Here is an 11,755-nt window from a genome sequence, read left to right as displayed (position 1 = left end):
AACTCGCCGAACGAACCTTCCGATGCGTGGACTGCGGTTACACCGACGGTCGCGACCGGAACGCTGCCAGGGTGATCCTGGCTGTGGCAGAGCGCGGCCACACAAGTGTTGACGACGTCAGACAATCTGATCACCTCCTCCGGATGGGTGGCCTGGTTGCGGTCTGAGCTTGAAATCTCCCGCCTTTGGGCAGGGGAAGCGTTAATGCATCTCCTTGGTGACGAGTGCGGTGAGTTCGGTTGCGCCCATGCCGATCCGACGGGCCTCCGCGACGAGGTCGCGGAGCGCCTCCTGCAGCCGGCCGCGACCGCTCGCGTCCGCCGTGACGACAGCCCCGCGTCCGCGTCGCAGTTCGATCAGGCCCTCGTCGCGCAGCAGTTGATAGCCACGCAACACGGTGTGGACGTTGAGATCGAGCGAGGCCGCCAGGTCACGGGCCACCGGGAGTCGCTCGCCCGGTGCCGCCTCGCCGACAGCGATGGCCCTGCGCACGCTCGAGGCGACCTGCTCATAGAGCGGCTCCGCCGCGGTCTGGTCGATTCGTATCAGCACGCTTTGATTCTATTGTTCTAGTTCCAATAGAACAACTTGTTCAGGTGAGAGTGCACTTACCTGCGCATTCACCGAGAGGGGGCGACGGGAACTGCACACTCGACGCCGCAGCGGTGGGTCAGAACCGGCCGCGCTCGACGTCTTCTCTCTCACCGTCGGTCAGCAGCCGCTCGAGCTTTTCGTCCGGCCAGTACTTGGGACGACCCTTCATCCGGGCCGACTCGAGAATCGGGACGGCGTCATGTCGCACATGCTGGAGAACGACTGGGATCTTCACGACGGATCACTCCGGTGTCTGCCTGATTTCAATGCTGCGTGGATACATTTTTCATCGTTCATCATCCCCCCGGTATTACAGCGAAATCCACCCCTGAGGGGCAGCGATTGCCCGCGCTCGGCTGCGGTCACGACCTGCAGCCGGTTCCCCGGCGGCGATACCCTGTAAACAGCTCCTGCGCCGGAAGATCCGGAGGTGGCCCGTGCGCTGTCGATCCGCCGCGCTGACGCTCGCCCTGCTCGTCGCCGGCTGCGCGAGCGCCACCGACACCGCCTCACCCGAGACCTCGGGAGAGGCCGCCTCCACCGCGCGCAGCGTCGTCGCGGCCGCCCCGCCGACGGTCGAGGTGACCGAGCTCCTGACCGGACTGAACAAGCCATGGGATATCGCGGTCGCGCCGGACGGCACCCTCCTGACCGGGCAGCGCGGCGGCGGGTTCGTGGCCAGGCGGCCCGACGGCACGGTCACCCGGCCGACCGCGGACCTGTCCGACCTCTACGTCTCCGGGGAGACCGGGCTGATGGGCATCGCGCTCGATCCGGGGTTCGCGAGCAACCGCCGCGTGTTCACCTGCCAGGGACACCGGGGCGACGGGCCGACCGATGTCCGACTGGTGGCCTGGACGGTTGACCCGGAGTGGACGTCACTGACCAGGACGGGCGTGGTGCTCTCCGGCCTGCCGAGCGCGGGCGGGCGGCACGCGGGCTGCCGCATCCTCCCGGCACCGGACGGCACCCTGTTCGTCGGCACCGGCGACGCGACCATCCCCACGGCTCCCCAGGACCCGCACTCGCTGGGCGGCAAGGTGCTGCACATCAACACCGACGGATCCCCCGCGGCCGGGAACCCCGATCCGGCCTCCCCCGTCTACACCCTCGGCCACCGCAACGTGCAGGGGCTCAGCTTCCGCCCCGGCACCGGGCAGCTGTACTCGGTGGAGCAGGGGACCCACCGCGACGACGAGGTGAACCTCCTGGTGCCGGGCGGCAACTACGGCTGGCGTCCCGACCTCGAACCAGGCCGGTACATCGAGGCCGTGCCGATGACCGACCCCGACCGGGTGCCCGGCGCCCGCGAGGCGGTGTGGAGCTCGGGCATGCCGACCCTCGCCACCCCCAGCGGGTCGTTTCTCCTCGGGCCCGGCTGGGGCGACTGGTCGGGCGCGCTCGCGGTCGGGACGCAGCAGGGCGAGAAGGTCCTGCTGCTCGGCCTCACCCCGGACGGCCTCGGGGTCGAGCGCCAGGCCTCGCTGCTCGACGGTCGTTACGGCCGGATCCGCACGGTGAGCGGACAGCCGGACGGGACCCTGCTCGTCACCACCGACAACGGCCGCGACGACGTGGTGCTCCGGCTGACTCCGCGCCCGTGACCCCGAGCCGTGCCAAGATCGGGCCTTGACGAACGCCCACGATCCGGCAAGATATCCGTAACCGTGCGTAGCACTAATCCTCTTAGAACCGGAGAAGCCCAGTGACGAACACCCTCGAAGCGAGCATCGACATCGCCGCTCCCCCCGCCGCGGTGTGGGCCGTGGTCTCGGACCTCAAGCGGATGGGCGAGTGGAGCCCGCAGTGCAGGCGGATGCACGTCTTCGGCGAGGTCACCCACGGCACCAAGACGTTCAACCTGAACAAGAAGGGCCTGCTGGTCTGGCCGACCACCGCGAAGGTGGTCCGCTTCGAGCCGAACAAGACGATCGCCTGGCGGGTCGTCGAGAATCACACCATCTGGACCTATGCGCTCGAGGCCACCGACACCGGCACCCGCCTCACCGAGCGCCGCGAGGCGCCGACCGGCACCACCAAGATCTCGTCCTTCCTCATCGACAAGATGATGGGCGGCACCGCCGACTTCGAGGTCGACATGATCGCGGGCATGAACACCACCCTCGCCCGGATCAAGTCGACCGTGGAGTCGACGGCCGCCGCGCCGGCCTGACCGTCAGCGTTCTCCCCCGAGAAGCGCCGCGACCGCTTGCTGGTCGCGGCGTTTCGCGTTCTCCAGTGCGGTCCGGCCGTTCGAGTCCTCGATCGCGGGGTCGGCGCCAGCCGCGAGCAACTGACCGATCACGTCGAGATACCGGGCCGATCCGTCGCCGTAGACGACCGCCTCCTGCAGCGCGGTCCAGCCCGGTTCGTTGACGTGATTGACCGGCACGCCCGCCCCGATCAGCGTCCGCACCGTCGAGACGTGCCCGTGTTCGGCCGCCGGGATCAGCGCGGTGCCGCCGTACCGGTTGGTTGCGGCCACCTCGGCACCGTGCGCCAGCGTCAACGCCAGGATCTCGTCGAGCCCCTCCGCACCTGCGTACAGAAACGCCGAGTCCTCGATGTCGTCCTTCGCGTTCACGTCGGCGCCTGCCGCCACGAGCGCCCTGGCCGCGTTCACCGAGTTCGACTTCGCCGCCGCCACCAGCGGGGTCCGGCCACCGGCGCCGCGGGCCTCGAGAGCCGCGCCTGCGGCGAGCGCCGCGCGCACCGCGTCGGCGTCGTCCGCACGGACAGCCGCGAACAGCGACCGCTCCAGCTCCGGGGTCGAGATGGGCACGGTCTCCGGCGGCGACGCGGTCGTCGAGGCGGGGACCTGGGCGGCGGGCGGCCCGGCGTCGACCGCCGGATCCTGGCCGCCGCAGGCGGCGCATGCGGCCACCGCGGCGGCAAGGACGACGGCGGCCGACGCGCGCCTCACGTTGGCGTTCATCGCTACCGCAGCGATCCGGCGATGGCCTCGAGCCCGGCCGCGGCGCAGGCCTGATCGGCCATGCCGTCCGGGGCGCCGCCGACACCGATGCCCGCGATGGACGCGTTGCCCGCCTTCACGCTGACGCCGCCCGGCAGGAACAGGGTGCCGTCGATGTCCGCGACGGTGGCACCGTCACCCTTGGCGCGACCGGCCAGATCGCTGGTGTTGGCGCCGAAAGCCGCTGCCGTGTAGCCCTTCTGGCGAGCCGCCTCGACGGTGTGCTGGGCCGCGTTGTCGCCGCGCAGCATCGCCTGCACGTTGCCGTTGCGGTCGACCACGGCCACCGTGACGAAGCCGAGCCCGTCGGCCTGGCACTTCGCGAGCGCGGCCTGCGCGGCCGTGCCCGCGGCCCCGACGGTCAACCGGTTCGCGGTCGCCGTGCCCTTCGCTGCCTGGTCGCCGGGGGCCTTCGCAGCGGCCGCGGCCGCTGCGGTGGTGGCGATCGGGGTCGCCGACGCCTCCTTGTCGTCGATCCCGCTGCCGCACGCGGCGGTGGCGAGGATCGCGGCCAGCGGGACGGTGACGGCGAGGGTCTTGGGCAGGCGGCGGGAGAGGTTCATCGGGTGGGCCTTTCGGTAATGGGGCTGATGGATTCCAGCCTCGCCGCCGGACCCACCCACCCGCATCGGGCCGACGTCTGCCTCCCGATCAGCCGTCAGGGGGCGAGGAGATCATCCGAATGGCCGATCCGGCGGCGGCGCCCCCTCCGTAGGATCGAGCCGATGTCCAGTCCAGTCAGCGCCCGTCGCGATCAGATCCCGGCCGACCGGGACTCCCGCGGACCGCTCGATGTCGCGATCCACGTCTCGTTCTACGTGCTGCTGGCGACCTCGACCGCCCGGTACCTGACCTACCACGGCGTCAGCGGCAGGTTCGTCATCGTCGCCGCCCTCATCGTCGCGCTGGCCGCGCTCTACGCCGTGACCGTGCTGCTGTCCCGCCGGGCCGCCGCCTGGCAGCCGTGGGTGTGGCCGGTACTGACCACCTGGGCGGTGCTGGTGTGGCTGGCGCCGAGCTTCGCGTGGTGCGCGTTCCCGATGTTCTTCCTCTGCACCCGCGCGTTCTCGAACAGGACGGCGTACCTGATCGTCGCGGCGCTCGCCGTGGTCACCAGCCTCGCCTTCTTCAACTTCAGCGGCCGCACCGAATGGGCCGTGCTCATCGGCCCGATCTGCACCGGCGCGCTGGTGGTGATCGCGTACGGCCAGATCGAACGGGACAGCAGGGAACGCCTCCGGCTGCTCGAACAGGTCGCCGAGGCGAACTCGCGGCTCGCCGAGACCGAACGCGCGGCGGGCGTGCTGTCCGAACGCGAGCGGCTCGCCCGCGAGATCCACGACACGGTCACGCAGGGCCTGACCAGCAGCCTGCTGCACCTCGAGGCGGCGGACCTGGCCTGGGACCAGCCGCACTCACCCGCGCGCGAGGAGGTGCGGACCGCGACCGCGTCGCTGCGCGAGAACCTCGCCGAGACCAGGAACCTGGTGCACTACCTGGCCTCCCCCAATCTCGAGACGCAGAGCCTGGACGCGGCCCTGCTCAGCGCCGCGCGCGGCCACTTCCCCGCGGCACGGCTGCAGGTGATCGGGACGGCGGTCCCGCTGCCCGCCGAGGTCGGGCACGCGCTGCTGCGGATCACCCAGAGCGCGGTGTCGAACGTGGCCAGGCACGCGGAGGCGCAGACTCTTGGGGTGACCCTGACCTACCTTCCCGGTGCCGTCGCTCTCGATGTGTTCGACGACGGGCGCGGCTTCGCGGCCGACGCCGTCGGCGACCATTCCCCCGCTGGCGGGTTCGGCCTGCGCGCGATGCGGCAGCGGGTGCAGGCGCTCGGCGGCACCCTCACCGTGGAGAGCGCTCCCGGCGAGGGCACCGTCATCGCCGCCCAGATCCCGTACGGAGGCGAGCGATGACCGCGACGACCGTGATGCTGGTCGACGACCACCTGGTGGTGCGGGCCGGCCTGCGGGCCCTGCTGGACTCCCAGCCCGACATCGAGGTGATCGGCGAGGCCGACACCGGCGAGCAGGCCGTCGACATGGCCGCGGAGCTCGCGCCGCGGCTGGTGATGATGGACCTGGCGCTCGGCGCAGGCATCGACGGTGTCGAGGCGATCCGCCGGATCCGCGCGGCCTGCCCTGCGCTGCCGGTCCTGGTGTTCACCACCTACGACACCGACGCCGACGTGGTCAGGGCCATCGATGCCGGCGCCATCGGTTACCTGCTCAAGGATTCGGCGCCGCAGGAGATCTTCGCCGCCATCCGAGGGGCGGTCGCGGGCCAGAGCGTGCTGTCGCCGCCGGTGGCATCGCGCTTGCTGCAGCAGATGCGGCGTCCCGACGAGGCCCTCACCGCGCGCGAGGCCGAACTGCTCACGCTGCTCGCGGAGGGCCTGACGAACAAGGAACTCGGCAAGCGCCTGTTCATCAGCGAGGCCACCGTCAAGACTCATCTCGCGCACATCTACGCCAAGCTCGGGGTGGACACCAGGGCGGCGGCGGTGTCGGTCGCGTTGCGCCGCGACGGAATTCGCTGACGGCCCACTGTCGGTGGCCCGGCCTACGGTCGATCCCCCACCCGACGGAAGGCAGACGATGAGCGAAGCGGACCCGATCATGACCGGCATCATGGCGGCGCAGGAACTGGCGAACGGGGGCGACCGGGCGGGAGCCCGCGCGGCGTTCGCGACGTTGTGGGATCGGATCGGACCCGACGGGGACCCGCTGCATGCCGTCACGCTCGCCCACTACATGGCCGACGTCCAGGACGAACCGGCGGACGAGCTCGACTGGGACCTGCGCGCGCTGCGCGCGGCGGACTCCCTCACCGACGAGCGCGCCCAACGCCACCACTCGTCGCTGCAGGTGGCGGGCTTCTACCCGTCGCTGCACCTGAACCTCGCCGCCGACTACGCCAAGCTGGGCGAGGACGACCGGGCGCGGGCCCACCTCGAGCTCGCGGAGGCGCGCGTCTCCACGCTGTCGGACGACGGCTACGGCGCGACCATCCGCGGCGGCATCGCCCGGCTGCGGGAACGGCTCTCCCCGACCGGGTGAGGCATCCGGCCGCCGCCCCGTTCACCCAGCTCAGCGGCGGCCGAGTCCCCCTCCCGGGCCCGTCTCGGCTAGCCTGTGGGTGCCCGCACCCGGCCTCGAAGCCGCCAGGGCGCACGTTTTCGCCGGACAGCAAGACGAAACAGTAAGAGGAGCCCGTGGCCCGCCGCCCCATCCCGATTGGCACCCCGCAAACCACCGGTATCGCGCACGTCGCGGAACTGGTCCGCAACACGGTTCCGCCGCTGCATCCGGCCGGGATCCCGTTCGTCGCGGCGCCGCTTGCGGTCGCGCTGCTCGGACGCAACCGCAAGTGGGTCCGCCGCGCCGGTCTCGCGGCGGCTGGCGCCAGCGCCGCCTTCTTCCGCCACCCGCACCGGGTGCCGCCGAACCGCGCGAACGTCGTGGTCTCCCCCGCCGACGGCGAGGTCGCCCTCGTCGACACCGCGGTCCCGCCCGCCGAGCTGAACATGGGCGACGCCCCCGTCCCCCGGGTGAGCATCTTCCTGTCCGTGCTGGACGTGCACGTGCAGCGCAGCCCCGTCGCGGGCGAGGTGCTGGCCGTGGTCCACAAGCCGGGCAAGTTCCTCTCCGCCGATCTCGCCGAGGCCAGCGACGCCAACGAGCGCAACTCGATGCTGCTGCGCACCGAGGCCGGTCACGAGATCGCGGTGGTGCAGATCGCCGGACTGCTGGCCCGGCGCATCGTGTGCGACGCCAACGTCGGCGACCGGCTCCCGATCGGCGACACGTACGGACTGATCCGATTCGGGTCCAGGGTGGACACCTACTTCCCCCAGGGCACCACATTGATGGTGGAGCGGGGCCAGCGCGCCATCGGCGCCGAAACCGTCCTCGCCCAGCTCCCGTGAACACGCCGAAGCGCACCGTCGCCGCGGCGGTGACGGCCAGGAGGACGGCGGCGTCCGGGCTGTTCCTGCTGCCGAGCACCATCACCATCCTGGCGCTGTGCGGCGGCCTGTCCGCGGTCAAGTTCGCCCTCGACGGCAAGCTCGGCATCGCGCTCGCGATGATCGGTGCGGCCGCGGTGCTCGACTCGCTGGACGGCCGGATCGCCCGACTGCTCGACGCCACCAGCAAGATCGGCGCCGAGCTCGACTCGCTGTCCGACGCCATCTCGTTCGGCGTCGCCCCTGCCCTTGTGCTGTACGTGACGCTGCTCGACGGCGGCAGCGCGGGCTGGATCATCGCGCTCGTCTACGCGGTGAGCATCGTGCTGCGGCTGGCCCGCTTCAACACCCTGCTCGACGACGACTCGGCGCCCGCGTACACGAGCGAGTTCTTCGTCGGTGTGCCCGCCCCGGCGGGCGCGCTGATCGCGTTGACCCCGCTCGCGGCATACATCCAGTGGGGCGACGGCTGGTGGTCGTCCTTCTACGTGGTCGCCACCTGGACCGTTCTGTCCGCCGCGTTGATCGTCAGCCGGGTGCCAACCCTGGCGATGAAGACCTTCGCCGTGCCGAAGCGGATGGCCGCGGCACTGCTGGTGGTCGTCGCACTGGTCGCGGCCGCCCTGGTCACCTACCCGTTCGTCCTGATGATCGTGCTGGTCTTCGCGTACCTCGTGCACATCCCGTTCGCGGTCCGCTCCAAGCGCTGGGTCGCCGCGCGCCCCGAGGTGTGGGACATCAAACCGGCCGAGCGACGGGCGATCCGGCGGGCACCGACGGGCGATCGCGGCCGGGTCTCCGCCGCGCGCCTCGGACTGCGCCGCCCCCGGTAGTCCGGCGGCGGCGTCGTCGACGCACCTCGCACTAGGCTGGTCGACGTGAACTCTCCGGAACTCGCGCTCACCGCCCGGTTGAACACCTCCGCCTCCGACGCCCGCCGCGGCGTGGTGCGGCTGCACCCCGAGGCGCTGGCCGCGCTGGGGCTGCGCGAGTGGGACGGCATCGCCGTGATCGGTGCCAGGCGCACGGCAGCCGTGGTCGCGCTGGCACCCACGGCCACGCCGACGGGCACCGCGCTGCTCGACGACGTCACCCTCTCCAACGCCGGGCTCAAAGAGAATGCGCGCGTGGTGCTCTCACCCGTGACGGTGTACGGCGCCAGGTCCGTCACCGTCAACGGTTCGGCGCTCGCGGCGGCGTCGATCCCCGACACCACGCTGCGGCAGGCCCTGCTCGGCAAGGTGCTCACCGTCGGCGACACGGTCTCACTGCTCCCCCGCGACCTCGGCCCCGGCACCAGCACCGCGGGCGCGACGCAGTCGCTGGCGCGCACCTTCGGTGTCGCCTGGACCTCGGAACTGCTCACCGTGACATCAGTCGATCCCGCGGGACCGGTGAGCGTGCAACCCAATTCGGCGGTCACCTGGGGCAGCGGCGTGGCCACACCCGGGGTTGGTGCGGCGCCCTCCGTCGAGACGCAGGCCGCACCGGCCCCCGCGCCTGCGCCCGCACCCGTTCCGTTGGCCGACCTGGTCGGCGTCGGCGCCCAGGCCGCCAAGCTCAGCGAGTGGCTGAAGCTGGCGTTGGACGAGCCGGAGCTGCTGCACACGCTCGGGGCCTCCCCGCATCTCGGCGTGCTCATCACCGGGCCTGCCGGGGTGGGCAAGTCGACCCTGGCGCGGGCGGTGCTCGCCGAGCGCGCCGTGGTCGCGCTGGACGGCCCGGGTGTCGGCGCACTCGATTCGGCCACCCGGCTGCAGCGGGTGTCGGACGCGGTGGCCCGCCTCACCGGCGCCGTGAGCGGGGAGCCGCACGAGCGTGGGGTGCTGCTGATCACCGACATCGACGCACTGCTGCCCGCCGAGCCGGAACCCGTCTCCACGCTGATCCTCGACGAGCTGCGCCGCGCGGTGGACACCCCTGGGGTCGCGTTCGTCGCGACCACCGCACACCCCGATTCGCTCGACGACCGGGTCCGCGGCCAGGACCTGTGCGACCGCGAACTCACCGTGGCGCTGCCCGACGGCAGGCTCCGCAGGGCGCTGCTGGAGCTGATGCTGCGCAAGGTCCCCACCACCGACCTCAAGCTCGATGAGATCGCGGCGCGGGCACCGGGTTTCGTCGCCTCCGACCTCGCCGCCCTGGTCCGGGAGGCCGCGCTGCGGGCCGCGGCGCGGGCCAGCAGCAGCGGCGAGGACCCGAACCTGCTGCAGGAGGACCTGGTCGGCGCGCTCGAGGTGATCCGCCCGCTGTCGCGTTCTGGGACCGAGGAGCTGGCGATCGGCAGCGTCACCCTCGAGGACGTCGGGGACATGGTCGAGACCAAGCAGGCCCTCACCGAGGCGGTGCTGTGGCCGCTGCAGCACCCGGATTCCTTTGCCCGCCTTGGGGTGGACCCGCCGCGCGGGGTGCTGCTGTACGGCCCGCCCGGCTGCGGCAAGACCTTTGTGGTCCGTGCCCTCGCCAGCTCCGGCCAGCTCAGCGTGCACGCGGTCAAGGGCGCCGAGCTGATGGACAAGTGGGTGGGAGCGTCGGAGAAGGCGGTGCGCGAGCTGTTCCAGCGGGCCCGGGACTCGGCCCCCTCGCTGATCTTCCTCGACGAGGTGGACGCCCTTGCGCCGCGCCGCGGGCAGAGCTCGGACTCCGGGGTCACCGACCGGGTGGTGGCCTCGCTGCTCACCGAGCTCGACGGCGTCGAACCGCTGCGCGACGTCGTGGTGCTCGCGGCGACGAACCGGCCGGATCTGATCGACCCGGCGCTGCTGCGCCCCGGCCGGATCGAGCGGCTGGTCTTCGTGCCGCCGCCGGACGCCGAGGCGCGCAAGCAGATTCTGCAGACCGCAGGGAAGTCGATCCCGCTCGAGGCGGACGTCGACCTCGACGCGCTGGCGGAGGATCTCGACGGGTACTCGGCGGCGGACTGCGCGGCGCTGCTGCGGGAGGCGGCGCTGGCCGCCATGCGCCGCAGTGTCGACGCGGCGGACGTCACGGCGGCCGACGTCGCCGCGGCGAGGAAGGCGGTCCGCCCGTCGCTCGACCCCGAGCAGGTGGCGCACCTCGCGGCCTACGCCGAGAATCGCTGAGGCTACCGGGCGGGCGGCCACGGGACTAGCATCCGTGAGCATGCCGAGCCGCCGACCGTTCCGCCCGCTCGCCCGCGCCTGCACCACCCTGCTCGTGCTCGTCGGAGCCGTCGCGATCGCGGCTCCGCACGTCTCGGCCGCACCGCCCCCGGCGTCGTCGACCACCTGGCTGTGCAGGCCCGGTCAGGCCGACGACCCGTGCGGCGGCCGATCCGGCGCGCCGGTCGACTGCTTCTACGTGTATCCCACGGTGTCGTTGCAGCAGTCCTCGAATGCGAACCTCGACGCCTCGCCCGAACTGCGCGCGGTTGCCGGGCTGCAGGCGGCGCCCTTCGGTGCGAACTGCAACGTGTGGGCTCCGGTCTATCGGCAGAGCACGCTGCGCACACTGTTCACCGGGACGGGGCCGGAACGCAGTGCGGCATCCCATCTCGCATACGAGGACGTCGAACACGCCTGGGACGACTACCTCGCCCACCACAACAACGGGCGTGGCGTGGTCCTCATCGGGCACTCCCAGGGCACCTTCATGCTGCGGGCCCTCATCCGCAATCGCATCGACGGGAAACCCATTCAGTCACAACTGGTTTCGGCGCTCTTGATCGGGGGGAACGTCCTGGTCCGCAAGGGTGAGCGGGTAGGGGGCGACTTCAGCTTCGTCCCGGCGTGCACCGGCCCGGTGCAGACCGGGTGCGTGATCGCATACTCGGCGTACTCGAAGACGCCGCCGCCCGACACCGCCTTCGGGCTGGCACCCCAGTCCCCCGGCACGTCCACCCAAGCGAACCTGCCCTCCGGCCCCGAGTACGAGGTGCTGTGCACCAATCCGGGATCGCTGCGCGACAACACCAACTCCCCGATCCGCGGAATTCTCGCAGGTCGGGAGGTGGACGAATTCCGAGCCCAATGCACAGGAGGGGACGGGCCGCATGTGCTCATGGTCGACGGCCCTGGCGCCGGCCTGTTGCCCGCAATTCCGCGAGAGAACTGGGGACTGCACCAAATAGACATCAACCTCGCGCAGCGGGACCTGGTCGACCTCGTCCGGGCCCAGAGCGCGGCCTACGCACGCTGACGCGCTGCGCGTCGCGATGCACTCACCAAGGTCGGCGTGGATACTCGAGTCACCGGCGAGCG

At 71.6% G+C, this 11,755-nt stretch carries 13 protein-coding genes; 9 read left to right on the top strand and 4 right to left on the bottom strand.

Annotated elements, in window-relative coordinates; all coding sequences use genetic code 11:
• Positions 1-201: 201 nt before the first annotated feature.
• The gene (locus RM1_RS24460; RefSeq protein ID WP_072754209.1) at positions 202-552 is read right to left on the bottom strand and encodes a GntR family transcriptional regulator; all 351 of its coding nucleotides are present in this window, start codon (positions 550-552) and stop codon (positions 202-204) included.
• Between the two features lie 118 nt (positions 553-670).
• Positions 671-829, bottom strand: a complete 159-nt coding sequence (locus RM1_RS26505) for a hypothetical protein (protein ID WP_169922367.1) — start codon at positions 827-829, stop codon at positions 671-673.
• Between the two features lie 235 nt (positions 830-1,064).
• On the opposite strand from RM1_RS26505, the gene RM1_RS24455 reads away from it, so the two are divergent.
• Together RM1_RS24455 and RM1_RS24450 are read left to right on the top strand one after the other, a co-directional pair.
• Positions 1,065-2,198 carry a PQQ-dependent sugar dehydrogenase gene (locus tag RM1_RS24455; protein ID WP_425528721.1) on the top strand — a complete coding sequence of 378 codons (1,134 nt, stop codon included), beginning with the start codon at positions 1,065-1,067 and terminating at the stop codon, positions 2,196-2,198.
• A 101-nt stretch (positions 2,199-2,299) separates the two neighbouring features.
• Positions 2,300-2,767, top strand: coding sequence for an SRPBCC family protein (locus tag RM1_RS24450; protein WP_072754208.1), 468 nt, complete (start codon positions 2,300-2,302; stop codon positions 2,765-2,767).
• Between the two features lie 3 nt (positions 2,768-2,770).
• On the opposite strand, the gene RM1_RS24445 is transcribed toward RM1_RS24450, so the two are convergent.
• Both RM1_RS24445 and RM1_RS24440 read right to left on the bottom strand, forming a co-directional pair.
• On the bottom strand, positions 2,771-3,529 hold the full coding sequence (locus RM1_RS24445) for an ankyrin repeat domain-containing protein (RefSeq protein WP_072754207.1): 759 nt from the start codon (positions 3,527-3,529) through the stop codon (positions 2,771-2,773).
• A gap of 2 nt (positions 3,530-3,531) precedes the next feature.
• Positions 3,532-4,131, bottom strand: coding sequence for a GlcG/HbpS family heme-binding protein (locus tag RM1_RS24440; RefSeq protein ID WP_072754206.1), 600 nt, complete (start codon positions 4,129-4,131; stop codon positions 3,532-3,534).
• A gap of 162 nt (positions 4,132-4,293) precedes the next feature.
• On the opposite strand from RM1_RS24440, the gene RM1_RS24435 reads away from it, so the two are divergent.
• From RM1_RS24435 to RM1_RS24405, 7 genes are all read left to right on the top strand, one after another.
• On the top strand, positions 4,294-5,484 hold the full coding sequence (locus RM1_RS24435; protein ID WP_072754205.1) for a sensor histidine kinase: 1,191 nt from the start codon (positions 4,294-4,296) through the stop codon (positions 5,482-5,484).
• On the top strand, positions 5,481-6,107 hold the full coding sequence (locus RM1_RS24430) for a response regulator (RefSeq protein WP_027501246.1): 627 nt from the start codon (positions 5,481-5,483) through the stop codon (positions 6,105-6,107). Before RM1_RS24435 ends, RM1_RS24430 begins: the two co-directional genes overlap by 4 nt.
• 58 nt (positions 6,108-6,165) lie before the next feature.
• The gene (locus tag RM1_RS24425; protein ID WP_092667902.1) at positions 6,166-6,627 is read left to right on the top strand and encodes a hypothetical protein; all 462 of its coding nucleotides are present in this window, start codon (positions 6,166-6,168) and stop codon (positions 6,625-6,627) included.
• A gap of 155 nt (positions 6,628-6,782) precedes the next feature.
• Positions 6,783-7,496, top strand: a complete 714-nt coding sequence (locus tag RM1_RS24420) for a phosphatidylserine decarboxylase (protein ID WP_027501248.1) — start codon at positions 6,783-6,785, stop codon at positions 7,494-7,496.
• Between the two features lie 59 nt (positions 7,497-7,555).
• Positions 7,556-8,368, top strand: a complete 813-nt coding sequence (locus RM1_RS24415) for a CDP-alcohol phosphatidyltransferase family protein (protein WP_072754212.1) — start codon at positions 7,556-7,558, stop codon at positions 8,366-8,368.
• A gap of 45 nt (positions 8,369-8,413) precedes the next feature.
• Entirely contained in the window at positions 8,414-10,618 is a 2,205-nt protein-coding gene (locus RM1_RS24410; protein WP_072754204.1) for an AAA family ATPase, read from the top strand.
• 40 nt (positions 10,619-10,658) lie between these two features.
• Complete coding sequence (locus tag RM1_RS24405; RefSeq protein ID WP_072754211.1) at positions 10,659-11,693, top strand: DUF3089 domain-containing protein; 1,035 nt, start codon at positions 10,659-10,661, stop codon at positions 11,691-11,693.
• Positions 11,694-11,755: the final 62 nt, after the last annotated feature.

This window comes from Rhodococcus maanshanensis NBRC 100610, from assembly GCF_001894865.1.
GTDB lineage: Bacteria > Actinomycetota > Actinomycetes > Mycobacteriales > Mycobacteriaceae > Rhodococcus_G > Rhodococcus_G maanshanensis.
The sequence above is the reverse complement of the archived record's forward strand: the minus strand, read 5'-3'. Positions and strand labels throughout refer to the sequence as shown.

Excerpts from the sequence above, each read along its gene's own strand:
- RM1_RS24445 (WP_072754207.1), bottom strand. The coding sequence starts at position 3,529 with ATGAACGCCAACGTGAGGCGCGCGTCGGCCGCCGTCGTCCTTGCCGCC.
- RM1_RS24440 (WP_072754206.1), bottom strand. The coding sequence starts at position 4,131 with ATGAACCTCTCCCGCCGCCTGCCCAAGACCCTCGCCGTCACCGTCCCG.
- RM1_RS24435 (WP_072754205.1), top strand. The coding sequence starts at position 4,294 with ATGTCCAGTCCAGTCAGCGCCCGTCGCGATCAGATCCCGGCCGACCGG.
- RM1_RS24430 (WP_027501246.1), top strand. The coding sequence starts at position 5,481 with ATGACCGCGACGACCGTGATGCTGGTCGACGACCACCTGGTGGTGCGG.
- RM1_RS24425 (WP_092667902.1), top strand. The coding sequence starts at position 6,166 with ATGAGCGAAGCGGACCCGATCATGACCGGCATCATGGCGGCGCAGGAA.
- RM1_RS24405 (WP_072754211.1), top strand. The coding sequence starts at position 10,659 with ATGCCGAGCCGCCGACCGTTCCGCCCGCTCGCCCGCGCCTGCACCACC.